Source organism: Paraburkholderia sabiae (assembly GCF_030412785.1).
In the GTDB taxonomy this organism is placed as follows: domain Bacteria; phylum Pseudomonadota; class Gammaproteobacteria; order Burkholderiales; family Burkholderiaceae; genus Paraburkholderia; species Paraburkholderia sabiae.
The window spans coordinates 148,233-164,781 of sequence record NZ_CP125297.1; the positions used below are offsets into that span (position 1 = coordinate 148,233).

At 55.7% G+C, this 16,549-nt stretch carries 9 protein-coding genes and 6 pseudogenes; 13 read left to right on the forward strand and 2 right to left on the reverse strand.

Annotation, left to right across the window (positions count from 1 at the left end):
• Positions 1-571 precede the first annotated feature (571 nt).
• From QEN71_RS40455 to QEN71_RS40480, 6 genes and pseudogenes are all read left to right on the forward strand, one after another.
• Positions 572-1,507, forward strand: coding sequence for a GHMP family kinase ATP-binding protein (locus QEN71_RS40455; RefSeq protein WP_201662589.1), 936 nt, complete (start codon positions 572-574; stop codon positions 1,505-1,507).
• A gap of 337 nt (positions 1,508-1,844) precedes the next feature.
• Positions 1,845-3,470 carry a pyridoxal-phosphate dependent enzyme gene (locus tag QEN71_RS40460; RefSeq protein ID WP_201662586.1) on the forward strand — a complete coding sequence of 542 codons (1,626 nt, stop codon included), beginning with the start codon at positions 1,845-1,847 and terminating at the stop codon, positions 3,468-3,470.
• A 739-nt stretch (positions 3,471-4,209) separates the two neighbouring features.
• On the forward strand, positions 4,210-4,968 hold the full coding sequence (locus QEN71_RS40465; RefSeq protein ID WP_201662583.1) for a GntR family transcriptional regulator: 759 nt from the start codon (positions 4,210-4,212) through the stop codon (positions 4,966-4,968).
• Between the two features lie 85 nt (positions 4,969-5,053).
• A pseudogene (locus QEN71_RS40470) lies at positions 5,054-5,248 on the forward strand (hypothetical protein); the annotation flags it as partial.
• Positions 5,249-5,506: 258 nt separating this feature from the next.
• On the forward strand, positions 5,507-5,647 hold the full coding sequence (locus QEN71_RS44900) for a hypothetical protein (RefSeq protein WP_377792174.1): 141 nt from the start codon (positions 5,507-5,509) through the stop codon (positions 5,645-5,647).
• A gap of 269 nt (positions 5,648-5,916) precedes the next feature.
• A pseudogene (locus QEN71_RS40480) lies at positions 5,917-6,176 on the forward strand (IS110 family transposase); the annotation flags it as partial.
• 157 nt (positions 6,177-6,333) lie between these two features.
• Here QEN71_RS40480 and QEN71_RS40485 read toward each other — a convergent pair.
• Positions 6,334-6,871, reverse strand: a pseudogene (locus QEN71_RS40485) (transposase); the annotation flags it as partial.
• Positions 6,872-7,025: 154 nt separating this feature from the next.
• Here QEN71_RS40485 and QEN71_RS40490 point away from each other — a divergent pair.
• The gene (locus tag QEN71_RS40490; protein WP_201662581.1) at positions 7,026-8,057 is read left to right on the forward strand and encodes an IS110 family RNA-guided transposase; all 1,032 of its coding nucleotides are present in this window, start codon (positions 7,026-7,028) and stop codon (positions 8,055-8,057) included.
• A gap of 254 nt (positions 8,058-8,311) precedes the next feature.
• Positions 8,312-9,325, forward strand: coding sequence for an IS110 family RNA-guided transposase (locus QEN71_RS40495; RefSeq protein ID WP_201663009.1), 1,014 nt, complete (start codon positions 8,312-8,314; stop codon positions 9,323-9,325).
• Positions 9,326-9,656: 331 nt separating this feature from the next.
• On the opposite strand, the pseudogene QEN71_RS40500 reads toward QEN71_RS40495, so the two are convergent.
• Positions 9,657-9,857, reverse strand: a pseudogene (locus QEN71_RS40500) (IS5/IS1182 family transposase); the annotation flags it as partial.
• Positions 9,858-9,927: 70 nt separating this feature from the next.
• On the opposite strand from QEN71_RS40500, the pseudogene QEN71_RS40505 reads away from it, so the two are divergent.
• From QEN71_RS40505 to QEN71_RS40525, 5 genes and pseudogenes are all read left to right on the forward strand, one after another.
• Positions 9,928-10,677, forward strand: a pseudogene (locus tag QEN71_RS40505) (IS110 family RNA-guided transposase); the annotation flags it as partial.
• Between the two features lie 238 nt (positions 10,678-10,915).
• Entirely contained in the window at positions 10,916-11,929 is a 1,014-nt protein-coding gene (locus tag QEN71_RS40510; protein WP_290468301.1) for an IS110 family RNA-guided transposase, read from the forward strand.
• A gap of 404 nt (positions 11,930-12,333) precedes the next feature.
• Complete coding sequence (locus QEN71_RS40515; RefSeq protein ID WP_201662893.1) at positions 12,334-13,746, forward strand: IS1182 family transposase; 1,413 nt, start codon at positions 12,334-12,336, stop codon at positions 13,744-13,746.
• Positions 13,747-13,905: 159 nt separating this feature from the next.
• A pseudogene (locus QEN71_RS40520) lies at positions 13,906-15,179 on the forward strand (IS5 family transposase).
• 67 nt (positions 15,180-15,246) lie between these two features.
• Complete coding sequence (locus tag QEN71_RS40525; protein WP_201663012.1) at positions 15,247-16,281, forward strand: IS630 family transposase; 1,035 nt, start codon at positions 15,247-15,249, stop codon at positions 16,279-16,281.
• Positions 16,282-16,549: the final 268 nt, after the last annotated feature.

Genomic DNA, 16,549 nt, shown 5'->3' on the forward strand with positions numbered 1-16,549 from the left:
AACCCACCTGCAGGAGCTTCCTGAGGGCGGCGTAGCGCGGGCACGCGAGTAACCCCCGAAGATACTACGCAAGGAATGTCATCCAATGTGCGACCATAGGTAGCGGCAGGCTCGTTGGACGGACCCCTGTAATGCGGTACCCAGCCCGCGAATATCAGCGTGCTCCACCGTCGAGATTTACTGCTACGTCGCCCTCAGGAAATTCAAGCAACATGTCTTCAGAGAAACTAATAAAACCGATCCCGCACTGACACGGAAGTCATATCAGCATCTAGCAAGGTAATATACCTGCGCATCGTCGAGGGGTGTACGCAAGCTTGTCGCAACCGCGACACAAATTGGCGGGGTTGTCGGCATTGATTGCCCGTCCACCAAGGAAAAATATCACCCCCGACCTACCCGAACTGGCGTACTGACGGACTTCAAGCAAGCCGGCATGAATCTCGCAATACCTAACACTGAGACACGACGGGATTCCGCTCCTAAGACCGGCTACAGCTTCGTCGCGGTTGGCTAACGGAGGACCGCTCTCCTCTTCGCGGCCGAGTAGTGAGACGCCCGCTCTCCGCTCATGAAAGAGCTGAAACTCGCACCGGTAGGTTCGTTTATGCACTGCAGAGAAGGATTTGGTGAAGCGATTGGGCATCATGGTGAGCTTCTACAGGGTGTCTTTGAGAGCGACGGAGGTCGCTTGCGTCGGGGCTTGGTTTCGCTGCCTTGCCCTAACCTAAGGTCAAAAGCAAGATTTTTAGCCAATGGCGAAATGCAGGTATCCGTTAGCCCACAGAGTTGCGAAAAGGCGAAGCGCGCAGCCGCGCTTACGCTCAATACGTTCGCACAAACAGGAATCGGCGGAAATGTGACGATTAATAGCAATATCGCCATCGGCCGCGGTATGGGGTCATCTACTGCCGACGTTGTGGCCACAATCTTAGCGGTGCTAGACTACTTGAACGTCCAAACCTCAATTGATCGTGTAATGCAGATTGCCGTGGAGGCCGAGACGGCATGTGATTCCACGCTGTTTTCTCAGCATGCCGTGCTCTTTGCACAACGCGAGGGGCTTGTAATTGAAGCGTTCACAAACTCACTGCCCAACGTTGACATCATTAGCATCGATGCAGCTCCGGCGCAGTCCGTAGATACCGTCACGTTTAAACCGGCTGAGTATAGCCACATAGAGATCGAAACGTTTCGTTCATTACTGGCTCTCCTGCGCCACGCGATTAAGACTTCGAATCTCAAATTGCTCGGCCGTGTTGCGACGGCGAGCGCCCGAATCAATCAAAGATTTTTGCCAAAACCGCACTTGGATCGCATCGAAGAAATCGGTGTTCGACATGGCGCGATCGGTATGCAAGTTGCACACAGCGGAACCGTCGTTGGTTTGATGTTCGACCCGGAGGACGAGAAGAACGCAGCTCATATGGAACTGGCTACGCGTGATCTGAGGCGTTCAGGTTTTGAGCAGTCTATCTTACACACAACCAGTGTTTCGTGCCGTTGATTCTCGAATAAGGACTTGGGTAGATTTTCCAGATCGATGCGGTCCGCTCGAACAGTTTGCACTTTTCTTTTTGTGAGGAGACACATCGATGAATTCGCTCTATCAGTTGCTTGACTTGACAGAGTCTCCGCCGATTGTTTTACCAGTGGTCAACGAGAAAAAGCATTCGCAGCCAAACAACTGACCTCCAGATGCTTGCGACTACCGTAATTGTCGACGGTACAGTGCAATGTTCAGTCGCTTGCAGGTCGCACGTACGGTCTCGTTATCGAACTGAAAATCATTTTTGTGGACTTTCCCTAACGACAGAACCAAACACTACTTGGTGGAAGAACTGATGTTTGATCGAATTCAAATGCGAAATTTAGAGGATTTTGAAAATCCTCGAATCGTCAGACTGACTGATGATTTATATGGCGCCAGCTTCTTTCTCATGAAGCTCCTACCAGCCAGATTCATGTTAGAGCGGGCTACAGAAGAAGGGTTATTAAGGCCCGGGGCGACTATCTGCGAGTCGTCATCCGGCACTTTTGGTCTTGCTTTGGCTATGCTTTCCGTACAATATGGATACAAATTAATACTAGTGAGCGACTGGTCGATCGACAGGCACCTTCATAAAAGACTTTTAGAGTTGGGAGTGCAAATCGAAATTGTGGAGAAACCCGCCCGCACCGGCGGACTTCAGCAAGCGCGGTTAAACAGGCTCGCCAAATATCTGAATGAAATAACTGGCAGCTATTGGCCTTCACAATATTCCAATACCGATAATCCGTTGGCGTACGGCAAATTTGCAGAGTTCCTGATTCAAAGATTCGGAAAGGTCGATTGCTTAGTGGGCCCTGTTGGATCAGGTGGCTCGATGTCCGGTACGACCACGTTTCTTCGGACGCTGTTTCCTGAGTTGCACGCGGTTGGTGTTGACACTCCGACCTCTGTTCTGTTTGGGCAACCTATCGGAAAATCGGTTCCCCTTAGCGGACTTGGCGGCGCGGTTGTTCCATCCAATGTTGATCACACTCAGTTTGATGAAATTCACTGGCTAACGCCTGTGGAGGTGTTCCACGCAACTCATCAATTGCATCTGCATCACGGATTGTTTTTGGGTCCCACTAGCGGTGCGGCGTACAAAGTGGCCGACTGGTGGTCAAGAAAAAACCCCGGGAAAAAAGTCGTCGCAATCTTTCCCGATGAGGGCCATCGTTACGTCGAGACGGTCTATGACGAGAACTGGCTTTCCTCCTTACCTGGATGGCCTACATCGGGGTCCCGCGAACCTGTGGTTGTAGATGCGCCTGACCAAGAGATGACCGCATGGTCTACCTACGCTTGGCGCAGGCGAACGCTCGACCAGGTCCTATCTAGCCTAATCCATAAGCCCCCTATTATTTTGCATACGTCTCAACAACAGATGTCTGACCCAGCCTCGCCTGAGCGCAACTTGAACGCACCACGCAAGAGTCACCCCCTTATCGCAGAAAGGCAAGACGCAAAGCTGATATTCTTGACGCGCTTTGATAGCGCATCGGTTGCCCACCTTCAGCTGAAGGCCGAACAGACACACTTCGTGGATTCGCTGTATACGGTGTTTCGCGAGCTTCAAACTAGTTCTCTTGACGAGAACGAGCACCCCTGCTCGGTTGCAGTCGGCGATAAGATCGTCGGCTTCTTTGTCTTGCGTGAAAAGGCCGCCTTGCCGGACTGGGCGCCGTCAGACTCTGTTACGGTGCATAGCTTCCGGATTGATCAACTATATCAGGGCAATGGATATGGTAAGGCGGCAGCTGGATTAATAGCTGATTGGGTTCTGTCGAATCGACGCCATGTTAATCGTCTTATGCTCGCCGTCAATCGAAGCAATGTTATAGCCAAGCAAACCTATCTGAGTTCTGGCTTTTACGAAACCGGCATCAATTATTGTGGAGCTACAGGATATCAAGATATTTTGGAATATAAACTAATGTGACTTCCGCGTTTGCGCCGTACTTCTGATCTGAGATCTTGAACTGGCCAATAGAGCATCAATTGTTACCAGAAAAAACGCTGCTGCTTCGCGGAAGCATACCACTGGTCATCGTTCGCGGTCAGTTTTTTTCGTCACGGAATCCCCGTTTGAGTGGATGGCATGCACAGCCAAGATCAACCTGATCTGACAAAACGACATGTCACAGTATTTTTTTCGGGGCGTATCAAAGTCGCCTGAACTAACGCCGCGCGCATACGCTCGCGAAGGATCAACCGTAGTTCGACGCAACCGGTCCCAAAGAGGCACCCATGAGCATGTCAGTCAATATCATTTCGTGCATCTTTCGAATTCGTTGACGAATTTTTATAAATATCCTAATCAGCTTTCTCACCTTCCAAACAGGCCGACTATGCGCGGGATCGTACTTACGTCCTCCGGAACATTCCTCGCTTCTGTGGTAGATGCAGTCAAGCCACTTGCATCGACTCATTATCCGTAAAACGAAGTAACTTTCTTAGAAATGCGGCACGGTGGCAGTTGCATAGCGCAATCGGCGGCGGTGTTATGACGGCTTCCCTATCGCTTCCGAAACCGTGAGTCGCTGAGCACGAGGTCTGCGCTCTATGTCCCCCGATCGAGAAGCACGGACCGGCCGCGACCCTCTACGCGGCGGGCGCATCGTGGTTAGCCAAGTCGTGGTTCTGCCACGAGCCCAGTTATCTTAGAAAGCTCGGATACGATGAATAACAGTGCCTCGACAAGTAATGGCTCAACTCTTCACGAGATTGTGCGCGCTGAGATCTCAAGACGTATTACCACAGGAATGTATAAACCCGGTGATGCGATAACGTCGATCGCCCGACTTGCCGAAGAATTCGGCGTGAGTTCCATTACCGTAAAACGAGCCCTGAGTGACCTCCAGTCAACTGGGCTGCTGACATCCATACCAGGCAAGGGGATATATGTGAAAGATCGGTTTCGCTTGGTTTGCGAATTGGATGTTGGCATGTCCGCATTAGGCAATATCCGGTCGCTTGGCTTTCAGCCAAAGGTGCAGCGAATTTCGGTTACGAAGGAAAGAATCGAAGACGTGACCTTAAGTGTCTTCAATCCGCCAGACCGATTGCTACTCTGCGTTCGCAAGGTGATTTATGCCGACGAGGTGCCCATCGTGTACGAGTCGTCATTTGTTCCCACCAATATGTCCGACAAAATCGTCGACGAGTTCGGGAAGCGTTTCATCATCGATGCTCTCAAGCGATATAAGGTTGCAGTCAAGGAGATGTCGTTTATCATTGATGCAGCGCCGGCCTCGCAGGAAGCTCAGCGGGTGTTCTCAGTTCCCAATAGCTATCCAACGCTGCGCCGACTCTATAACCTAAAAACAAGCGCTCCGACTATGTCGATTGTTGGAATAATTGAATCGCCCTTCGATCGGCTAGCTTGCTCGGTCCGTCCCGGCAGCGGGCGAATTTCGAAGATGAATAAAAAAAAATAAGCCCTTTGCGAACATCATCCCGAACCAAGACTATTCCCGAACTGAACTTGCTTCAGAAACGCAATGATTTGCTATACCGTAGCTTCTTCACGTCACGGTGCGTTTTCTCGGGTACGAGAGATCCACCCAGATGCAATGTCAGAAGCTAATGGCACAGGAGATCGCTCGCCGTCTCTCAGTGCACCTCGGCGATTTGCCCGAATCCGGTCAGGACATGCTCAATCAGCGCGGAGAGAGCTTCGAAGTTGCGCTCGCGCGGCAACTCGTGAGCCCGGAATAGCCGGAACCTTATCAAGCAATGTCGAATCGCCGTGCAGGCCGCGCTGGATCCGGGCCGTCAAAGTATTGACCATGTGTTCAACGTACTGAGCCGGCTCAGGGGCCAGTCGCGAACCATAACATCGCAGCAACGAAGCTCCAACTCGTCGAGGAACCTGCCGCTGATGTGGATCGCTACGAGAGCTTGCGCACCAACCCACCGGAGGATCGTCATGTCTAACGACGTCACGACCGAGCTCAACAGCCACAGCTGCATGGCATGGCCAAAAGCTGGCCTGAGAACGAGCAGCAACTGCTGCCAGCACGCCTTCGATTCGCGATAACCGTCGCCGATTGCGACTCGTTCCTCGCGCCCATCGAGCCTCACGCCGATGATCACCAGCAGGCACTGGCCGTCTGAGTTCTCGCTGCGCAGCCCGGCGTGGGGACCTTCCTGGAATTGCCCCGGCTGCCGTCAACACTTCTCGCTCCGGCAGATAGCCGTTGCGTACCACGGCGCGTTGTCCATGCAAGGTCTTAACGTTCTCGAATCGCTCCAGCAGCGCCGACAGCTCCGCTTCGATTGCCTGCTGAATCACTTGCCGCGCTCCGTGTCGCACCAATTCGTCCAGGCCCAGAGACACAACCACTTGAGGAACGGAGGCCCCAAATGAATGCTAGACATACGGACTGGATGTTGCAAAGCGGGTGTTCCAGTTGTACTGGGTCGATGCCGAAACCGGCGAGATTGCAAATCGGCGGTTTGCCCGCGACGATCTGATCGCGTTTCTGGCTCAGCGTCCGGCCGGACGTGTCGCTCTTGAAGCGTGTGGAAGCGCTCACTGGTGGGCGCGCAAATTCAGGCGCTGGGACACGAGGTCGTGTTATTGCATGCACAGTTTATCCGACCGTTTGTGCAAACGAACAAGACCGATGCGGCGGATGCGAAGGGAAAGGTCTGAACAACCCGTTTTTTGCATCGGACTTCTGCCGAGCGCCCGAGACAGGGATCGCGGCATCACTGGCACGGCGTCGGGCCGCTACTGGTCGCGTCTTTTGCCCAGCGGCTCGACATCCGTACGCGGCTTTTTCCTCATTCACTGCATCTCACAGCTTCCGGCGCGCCATCCAGAGATTGGCCAGCGCGAATTGCGTTTCGATCTGCGCCATGTTTTTCGCCAATCCCCGATACCGTGCTTTCAGATATCCAAACTGACATTTGAGCACCCGAAACGGGTGCTCAACCTTCGCTCTCACGCCCGCCTTGAGCCGCTCGATCTCGTCGTAGATCCTGTCGATCCGTTTGCTTCTGTCCAGCTTGCGTCGCTTGCTCGGGCGCATCGCGACGTGCCATTGGACCGCACCCGTTTCGCCCCGTTTCTCGATGCCCACATAGCCCGCATCGGCAAACGCAACCTGCTCCTTGCCATGCAGCAGCTCATGCGCCACCGTGATGTCGTGCACGTTGGCCGCAGGCGAAGGGGCTGATGCGCATCTCGGGGTCTCGCGTGCCGGGCTTCTTCGTCGAATTGGGCGTGCTCTCGTCAGGCAGCCGCGTCATGCCCGTGCCCAGCAGGGCGAACTCCCGATACAGCGGTATGTCGTGTAGCGCCTCCTCCATCGCCGGGTCCGACAGAATGAACCAAATGGTATGGACGCCTCCCCCTGACGGCCGTTGACCAGGGAAGGTCGAATGCCCGACTTTCTCAATCCAGCTCCATGGATTTCGTGAAGCACGACGGCCTGGTCATGAAAGGCGGAAGATCAAGGGGTTCATCGAAGACAACGAGGAGATTGCGATGATTTCCAGCAAAACCGTTGTTGGTGTTGACATCGCGAAGCGCGTCTTTCAACTGCACTGGGTCGAGCCCGACACTGGAGAAGTCGTAAGCCGCCAGCTCAAACGCGATAGATTCCTGGAATACTTCACCAACCGATCCCCGTGTCTGATCGGTATGGAAGCTTGCGGAGGGTCGCAGCACTGGGCGAGGCAGCTCACGGCGCTCGGTCACGAAGTCAAGTTGATGCCCGCCTGCTGGGTGAAACCATTCTGTGGCAGCAACAAAAGTGATGCGCAGGATGCGCGAGCGATCTGGTCCGCGGTACAGCAGCCCGGAGCCAAGACTGTCGCGGTAAAAACTGAGGCGCAGCAGGCAGTGCTGGCGCTTCACCGCATCCGTCAACAGCTGGTCAAGTTTCGTACAGCCCAGATAAATGGGCTTCGAGGCTTGCTTACTGAGTACGGTGAAATCATGCCGCTCGGCCGGGCCGCTTTGGCGAAGGGTGTGGTTGCCGCCTTCGAGCGGATCGCCGAGCGACTCCCCGCAGTGTTAATCGACACCTTCCGCGAGCAGTGGTCACGCATCGCGACGCTCGACGACCAGATCAACGAAATTGAACGACGACTTCAGGTGTGGCATAGAAATGACGCATCAAGTCGTCGCATCGCCGAGATTCCCGGCGTCGGATTACTGACGGCGACTGCCGCCATTGCATCGATCGGTGATCCCAGGGCGTTCAACTCCGGCCGCGAACTTGCAGCATGGCTGGGCCTTGTTCCACGGCAAAGTGGAACAGGCGGTCGGCTACGCTTGCTAGGCATCAGCAAGCATGGCGACACCTACTTGCGAACTCTGTTAATCCACGGCGCGAGGTCGGTACTCACCCATAGCAAGGCGCCACCCACGTGGGCAACGAAACTGGCGCAACGCCGACCACAGAATGTCGCGATTGTTGCGCTGGCCAACAAGATGGCCCGTACGATCTGGGCACTGCTGGCACACGAGCGAAGGTATCAACGGGACTTTGTCAGTAAGCCGACCGTTCCCTAAATAAACCCGATTCGGTATCCGTATTCAATCTCAACAGTTGCGCAAGGTACGACAACGAATGATGGCAAACAGGTCAGACCGTGACACGCCAAGCCTGCATGCAGCAGAGGACTCCGAGTCCATGAACCAAATGAGGCGCGAGTCAGCGAATCCCATCAGGGCCAACAGGCATATGCCTCGACAACAGGCTGATGGTATGGACTCCCGCCCCCTTCGGGGCGACACTGATCTCACCAATTTCCGGGAGAACATCTATGCCTGCGCTCACCATTGGTCTCGATATTGCGAAGAACGTATTCCAGGTTTATGGCGTCGATCGTGGTGGCAGACCTGTCATACAGCGGAAGCTCCGTCGAGCAGATGTGTTGAAGTTCTTCTCGAAACTGGAACGAAGCCTGATCGGCATCGAAGCGTGTCATGGTTCGCACTTCTGGGCCCGTGAACTGAGCTCGCAAGGGCATACGGTGCGCCTTCTGCCAACGCAATATGTGAAACCCTTTCTGGTCGGTGGCAAGAACGATGCGAATGACGCTTCGGCCATCTGCGCGGCGGTGTCACGACCTGGCATTCATCCGGTACCGATCAAAAGCGCTGAACAGCAGTCACTGCAGTCGGTTCATCGTATGCGTGAGCGGCTCGTTCACGAGCGAACAGCGAAATCAAACCAGATACGAAGCATGTTTGCCGAAGAGGGGTTCATCTTTCCAATGGGTATCGTTCATTTAAGACAGGGTGTCGTGGCACTCGTGAATGATGCTGATGCCCGCATCACGATCCTGCTTCGACGGCTTGGCTCAATGTACATCGAACAGTTGGCAGCGTTACAGCGATGGATCGACGAACTCGCTTCCGAGATTGCCGAGATATTCAAACGCAATGAAAGCTGCCAGCGTCTCGCTACGGTACCCGGGATTGGACCGCTCGTAGCAACCGCATTGTTCAGCGGCGTCGGAGATCCACAGCAGTTCAGGAACGGGCGGCAGTTCGCAGCGTGGTTGGGTCTGACGCCCAGGCAGCGATCAAGCGGTGGCAAGTCAAAGCTGGGCAGCATCACAAAGCATGGCGACACCTATCTCCGCACCCTGCTGGTCCAGGGCGCGCGCGCTGTAATGCGCTTTGTAGACCGTCGTGACGACCGACATAGTCGCTGGATCAAAGCTGTGATGCAGCGCCGCCACGTGAGCATCGCTGCAATCGCGCTCGCGAACAAGACGGCGCGAATTGCGTGGGCAATACTGACGAGCAATGACAGCTTCAGGCTGGCGTAGCTCGCTTGTAACGCATCGAAGTAATTTCACTCCATCCACGATTGCGCAAGAAGCGGCAAGCATGGCGAACCGGTCGGACCGGCGCTTGTAGATCCTGATATATCCGGCGGCTGCATCAAGAAGCCAGGAGGCCGATGAGGGACAAGCGCGCAAACGTCCATGATGGCTCGTGCCGATGGCCGGCACATAAAAAGCCGAATGTACGGACGCAGTCGAGACCTTCAAAATGCACACCGATCTTGCTCATAGGCGGGAGTCCATGTACGGATATAAAACCGCAATCTGATCACGTTTGACAGCATCGATGCCGGCCCTTGGCAAACAGGAGGCGTCCATATAACTGCTGCATGAAGTGAATGCGCAGCATCGTCGCGACCGGAAACGGTGGGCGGCCTGTCCTGCCCTTGGGGTAGTGCGGCTCGATGAGCGCGATCAGTTGCTGCCACGGCACCACACGGGTCATCTCATCTAGAAACTCGCGCTTGCGCGTGCGCTTCGTCGACAGATCCAGACCAAGACCAAGCTGTGTCATCTCGCCGCTCCTTGAAGTATCCCCATCCCAGGATAGTTCACGCTCACGTCAGTGCCAGGACTTTTGCAGAGATTCCAAGGCAATATGGACTGCCGTTCATCAACCTGGAATGCGGACTGTCGCAGCGAAGACAGAAGACCAACAAGCGATGCTGAGCTTGCACCGCATGCGCTCGCAACTCATCAAGTTTCGAACGATGCAGGTGAACCAGCTCCGCGGGTTTCTCTACGAATTTGGCGTGACATTTCGTACCGGACGTGCGGCAGGGCTTGCGGAAGTAAGGCAGCGCATGGCGGAACTAGAAGATGCAATTCCAGCGTCGATCATGCGCAATCTCCAGGACCAGTTGCGTCGTATCAACGCGTTCGAAGATGATATCGACCAGCTCGAGAAGCGCATTGGTGCTTGGCAGAAAGAGGAAGCGGCATGTCGCGCCATTTCCGAGGTGCCCGGCATCGGCAGACTGACTGCAACGGCCCTGGTAGCAACAATCGGAGATGCGAAGACCTTCAGGTCAGGTCGGGAGTTCGCTGCATTCCTCGGCTTAGTTCCCCGACAAACCGGTACGGGCGGCAAGGTTCGATTGGGCTCCATCTCGAAGCGAGGTGACCCGTACCTGCGCACACTGCTGATTCATGGAGCCCGCTCAGTCCTGTGTCACACGAAGTTACCAACGGCATGGCAGAAAGGAATTCAGGAGCGGCGGCCCGCCAACGTGGCAGCCGTTGCTCTGGCGAACAAGATTGCTCGAACGGCCTGGGCAATACTGGCCCATGACAGCAGTTACGAAGCGCACCACGTCAGCGTAAGACCAGCTTAACTGTATGAGACTCTGAACCGGTAGGTTGCTATGGTTGATTCTTCGTGATGGCAAAACAGGTCGGACCGCAGGAACGCAAACCTGAACACGCCCTTGTGCCTGAAGCACGTGGCCGAGATGAGGACGTTCCTGGCGCATTCCATCAGGGCTCGCGGCTTCGGCTCGCGTAAAGCTGATGGTATGGACTCCCGCCCCCTTCGGGGCGACACTGATCTCACCAATTTCCGGGAGAACATCAATGCCTGCGCTCACCATTGGTCTCGATATTGCGAAGAACGTATTCCAGGTTTATGGCGTCGATCACGGTGGCAGACCTGTCATACAACGGAAGCTCCGTCGAGCGGACGTGTTGAAGTTCTTCTCAAAACTGGAACGAAGCGTGATCGGCATCGAAGCGTGTCACGGTTCGCACTTCTGGGCTCGTGAATTGACCTCACAGGGGCATACGGTGCGCCTTCTGCCAACGCAATATGTGAAACCCTTTCTGGTCGGTGGCAAGAACGATACGAATGACGCTTCGGCCATCTGCGCGGCGGTGTCACGACCTGGCATTCATCCGGTCCCGATCAAAAGCGCTGAACAGCAGTCACTGCAGTCGGTTCATCGTATGCGCGAGCGGCTCGTTCACGAGCGAACAGCGAAATCAAACCAGATACGAAGCATGTTTGCCGAAGAGGGGTTCATCTTCCCAGTGGGTATCGTTCATTTAAGACAGGGTGTCGTGGCACTCGTGAGTGATGCTGATGCCCGCATCACGATCCTGCTTCGACGGCTTGGCTCAATGTACATCGAACAGTTGGCAGCGTTACAGCGATGGATCGACGAACTCGCTTCCGAGATTGCTGAGATATTCAAACGGAATGAAAGCTGCCAGCGCCTCGCTACCATACCCGGGATCGGACCGCTCGTAGCAACCGCATTGTTCAGCGGGGTCGGAGATCCACAGCAGTTCAGGAACGGGCGGCAGTTCGCAGCGTGGTTGGGTCTGACGCCCAGGCAGCGATCAAGCGGTGGCAAGTCAAAGCTGGGCGGCATCGCAAAGCGTGGCGACACCTATCTCCGCACCCTGCTGGTCCAGGGCGCGCGCGCTGTGATGCGCTTTGTAGAACGTCGTGACGACCGACATAGTCGCTGGATCAAAGCTGTGATGCAGCGCCGCCACGTGAGCATCGCTGCGATCGCGCTGGCGAACAAGACGGCGCGAATTGCGTGGGCAATATTGACGAACAATGACAGCTTCAGGCTGGCGTAGCTCGCTTGTAACGCATCGAAGTAACTTCACTCCATCAACGATTGCGCAAGAAGTGGCAAGCATGGCGAACCGGTCGGACCGGCGCTTGTAGATCCTGATATATCCGGCGGCTGCATCAAGAAGCCAGGAGGCCGATGAGGGACAAGCGCGCAAACTTCCATGATGGCTCGTGCCGATGGCCGGCACACAAAAAGCCGAATGCACGGACGCAGTCGAGACCTTCAAAATGCACACCGATCTTGCTCATAGCCGGGAGTCCATGTACGGATATAAGACCGCAGCCGATACCTCGTTACGGCATCACATTAAGAATCAACTTGGCAAACCGGGCGGTGTCCATATAAGGGCGTGTGAAAACGCATTTATCGCCTAAACTGAATCAACGCATTGAGAGCGGGTGACTCATGAAGCGATTCGTTGAAGGCGATGACCGCAAACAGGTTGCACCACTTCCCGAATGCGTCGATGACTACATCGGGCAGGATAACCCCGTAAGGGCGATAGATGCCTTCGCCGACGAACTGAACCTTGCGGAACTCGGCTTCAACGGTACCACGCCGGCGCTCGCAGGCCGCCCGCCCTATCATCCGGGCGTAATGCTCAAGATCTATATCTACGGGTATTTGAACCGGGTGCCGTCAAGCAGGCGTCTTGAGCGTGAATGCCAACGCAATGTGGAGTTGATGTGGCTAACAGGACGTCTGGCGCCAGACTTCAAGACGATCGCTGACTTTCGCCGCGACAACGGGCCGGCTATTCGCAACGTGTGCCGTCGTTTCGTCGAACTATGTCGCGGGCTGAAGCTGCTATCCGGCGATATGGTGGCAATCGACGGCAGCAAGTTCAAGGCTGTGAACAGCCGTGACAGGAACTACACGGCAGGCAAGATCGACAAGCGTCAGCAGCAGATCGAAGAAAGCGTTCAGCGCTATCTCGACATGATTGAAACCGCAGACCGGATCAGCCCGACAGGCTTCGATGTGAAAACCGTTCGTCTGTACGAGAAGATCGCGCTCTTACGTCAGCGGATGCGTGAGCTCAAGCAGATCAGGGAGCAACTGAAGAAGGGGCCGGACAAACAGTTGTCGCTTACTGATCCGGACTCCCGGTCCATGACCAGCGGTGGCAAGAGAACCGGCACCGTCGGCTACAACGTCCAGACTGCCGTGGATACGAAGCATCATCTGATTGTCGAACACGAGGTGGAGAATATCGGAGGCGACCACGGCCAACTCAGCAGGATGGCTCTGTCGGCGAAGAGCGCGATGGGCAAGCAGAAGCTGAAAGTGCTGGCTGACCGCGGCTACTTCAGTGGTCCGGACATCCGCGCGTGTGAACTGGCCGGGATCACCACATATGTCCCGAAACCACTCATCTCAGCATCAAGGAAGAAAGGGCTTTTTACCAAACGCGACTTCATCTACGTTGCCAGGAACGATGAGTATCGATGCCCCGCCGGCGAGCGCGCAATTCTTCGATTCAGGACCGTTGAGAAAGGCATGAATCTGAACGTGTACTGGCCCAGCGCATGCCCGCGTTGTCATCTCAAGGATCGATGTTCGCCCAGCGACTATCGCCCCATCCGACGATGGGAGCACGAACATGTACTCGAAGCCATGCAGCGTCGACTCGACCGCAAGCCTGAAGCAATGACAATCCGAAGAAGCACCGTTGAGCATGTATTCGGTACCCTCAAACACTGGATGGGTGCGACACACTTCTTGACCCGGACGCTCGGACGGGTGAGCACCGAAATGAGTCTCCAGGTATTGGCGTATAACCTGAAGCGCGTCATGAAGATACTTGGTCGACCCTGAACAATCAGCGGAGCCTTCTACAGTGGGGCTTTGAGTCGGAAATGGTGTTGTGGGAATTGCAGGGACCTGGCATATTGATGCGTGAATCCTGCAATTCCTGATGAGGTGCAGATGGGTCCGAAGACGCCTGTGTCAGAATAAGATTTCTTCCGGCACCCGCTGCGCGACAGATCAATCTGAAGCATCCGTTGGTGCGACTGGGCGAACTCATCAACTGGGAACGGCTGGGCATGTTGATGAGCGTGAGCTTCGTGTCCAGCAAAGGTCGACCCGCGAGTTCGCCGCGTCTGATTGCCGGGCTTCTGTATTTGCAGCACGCGTTCGATCTGTCGGACGAAGAGGTCGTCTGGCAATGGGTGGAGAACCCGTATTGGCAGGTGTTCACGGGCGAGACGTATTTGCAGACCGAGCCGCCGATCGACCCGTCGAGCCTGACGCGCTGGCGCAAGCGGCTGGGCGAAGCCGGCGTTGAAGAACTGCTGGCCGAGACGATCGAAGCCGCCAGACGCGCCGGTGTGATCAAGGCCTCGAGCGTGAAGCGCGTGATTGTAGACACGACGGTTATGCCGAAGGCGATTGCCCATCCCACCGATTCGCGATTGCTCGAACGGTGTCGCGAACATCTGGTGAAGGCTGCGGCCCACAACGGGCTGAAGCTGCGCCAGAACTACAACCGCGAGGCGCCGCGTCTGGGACTGCAGATTGGCCGCTACGCTCGCGCGAAGCAGTACAAGCGTATGAGGAAGGCGTTGCGCACGCTGCGCTCGCGCGTTGGACGGGTGATGCGTGATGTGGAGCGACAGGTCACCCAGGTGACAGAGTCAGGCCGCGTTGCCTTGCAAGAACTGATTGACCGCACGAAGCGGATTCTCTCGCAGAAGCCGAAGGACAAAAGCAAGCTCTACGCGCTGCATGCACCGGAAGTTGAATGTCTGGCCAAAGGCAAGCCGCGTACGCCCTATGAGTTCGGCGTGAAAGTGTCGATCACGACGACGCACAAGGAAGGACTGGTAGTTGGCATGCGCTCGATGCCGGGCAGTCCGTACGATGGTCACACGCTGGCCGAAGCATTGGAGCAGGCGGCGATCCTCAGCGACGTCACGCCAGAAGTCGCCGTCGTGGATCGCGGCTACAAGGGTGTCGCCATCGACGGCGTGAAGATCTACCACCCGGGTTTGCGGCGCGGTATCACGCGCGGACTACGCGCGATGATCAAGCGGCGAAGCGCAATCGAGCCTGCCACCGGTCACATGAAAACAGACGGAAAACTCGATCGGAACTGGCTCAAAGGCGCGCTCGGTGACGCGATGCAGGCAGTGTTGTGCGGCGCAGGCCGCAATCTGCGGATGATCCTCAGGAAGCTGAAGCTTTTTTACGCCCTCGTCCTCATCGCCTTGCTAAACCATATCGTCGCCGCCGTGCCAACAGCATGAGTTGAGTGGCCGACTAAGAGGTGTTACTGACGTGTGCACCAAATAGTGCGTGATGCGTTATGCGAGCATGAAGAGAAAAAACGATGCCCGAAAGTTGGATGGAGCCACGCAGGTGCACGTGAGGAAGATGGTCGTGCAAGCGGTGCGCGGCGGGATGACGCAGACTGCGGCGGCAAACATCTACAGTGTCAGCCTGCGAGCGGTGAGCAAATGGATGAAGCTGTCGCGGGAAGGCGGATGGAGAGCGCTGAAGCCTGGCAAGCGAGGTCGCCAGCCGGGAAGTGGCCGGCTGAATCACACGCAGGCCGTGAGAATCCGCAAATTGATCATCGAACGGATGCCGGATCAACTGGCATTGCCGTTCCACCTGTGGACACGCGAATCGGTCGTGCAACTGATCGAGCGGGAATACGGCATCACGGTGTCGGCAACGACGGCCGGCCGATATCTCAAGGCGTGGGGTATGAGTGCCCAGAAGCCGGTGAGTCGTACCTATGAGAGGAACGACACGGCGATTGCGCGATGGCTGGACGAGGATTATCCAAAGATTGCAAAAGAGGCGAAGCAGGAAGAGGCAACCATCCTCTGGGGTGACGAAACGGGGCTGCGCAGCGATCACGTCAGCGGAACGAGTTTCGCCCTCAAAGGGCAAACGCCGCTGGTACGCTCGACGGGAAAGCGCTTCGGCTGCAACATGATCTCGGCGATATCCAATCGTGGGACGTTGAGTTTCATGGTGTTCGAGGGAACGTTCAAAAACGCGACGTTCATCGAATTCATGAAACGCCTGCTCAAACAGGCTACCCGCAAGATATACCTGATCGTCGACGGGCATCCGGTACATCGGTCCGTGGCCGTCAGGCGCTTCGTGGCTGACAATGCCGAACACCTGCGTCTGATTCGGCTGCCGGGATATTGCCCCGAACTGAACCCGGACGAACTGCTCAATCAGGACGTGAAGACCAATGCGCTCGGCAAGAGTCGACCGACCAGCAAGGCGGAACTGATTGGCAACGTTCGTCGACACCTGCATCGTAGGCAAAAGGAACCTCATGTGATTCGCAATCTGTTCCAGGAAAAACATGTCCGTTACGCTGCCTGACGAACTACGCACTATTTGATGCACTGGTCAGTATGTGAACTGTTGTAACCCTCGTTATGACGATTGGGCCAAAGCTGCTGAAAGGCTCTGACCAAAATGGAGAACGGCCGGTTGCATCTCTTTGTTACGGATGCACATCGTCGAAGCGCCGTCGGAGGATAGGCAGGTGCTAAACGGATAGGCCCGGGAGTATGCGGGTCGGTAGAGATGGGAACGCGGGAACCCCGATTCTTCGCCAACGCCCGATTCAATGGGATGCTGGCAGGTG

Bases quoted from the DNA above. Each gene is read 5' to 3' on its own strand.
- QEN71_RS40510 (WP_290468301.1), top strand. From the start codon at position 10,916: ATGCCTGCGCTCACCATTGGTCTCGATATTGCGAAGAACGTATTCCAG.
- QEN71_RS40495 (WP_201663009.1), top strand. From the start codon at position 8,312: ATGCCTGCGCTCACCATTGGTCTCGATATTGCGAAGAACGTATTCCAG.
- QEN71_RS44900 (WP_377792174.1), top strand. From the start codon at position 5,507: ATGGCCAAAAGCTGGCCTGAGAACGAGCAGCAACTGCTGCCAGCACGC.
- QEN71_RS40525 (WP_201663012.1), top strand. From the start codon at position 15,247: ATGAAGAGAAAAAACGATGCCCGAAAGTTGGATGGAGCCACGCAGGTG.
- QEN71_RS40490 (WP_201662581.1), top strand. From the start codon at position 7,026: ATGATTTCCAGCAAAACCGTTGTTGGTGTTGACATCGCGAAGCGCGTC.
- QEN71_RS40465 (WP_201662583.1), top strand. From the start codon at position 4,210: ATGAATAACAGTGCCTCGACAAGTAATGGCTCAACTCTTCACGAGATT.
- QEN71_RS40460 (WP_201662586.1), top strand. From the start codon at position 1,845: ATGTTTGATCGAATTCAAATGCGAAATTTAGAGGATTTTGAAAATCCT.
- QEN71_RS40515 (WP_201662893.1), top strand. From the start codon at position 12,334: ATGAAGCGATTCGTTGAAGGCGATGACCGCAAACAGGTTGCACCACTT.
- QEN71_RS40455 (WP_201662589.1), top strand. From the start codon at position 572: ATGAAAGAGCTGAAACTCGCACCGGTAGGTTCGTTTATGCACTGCAGA.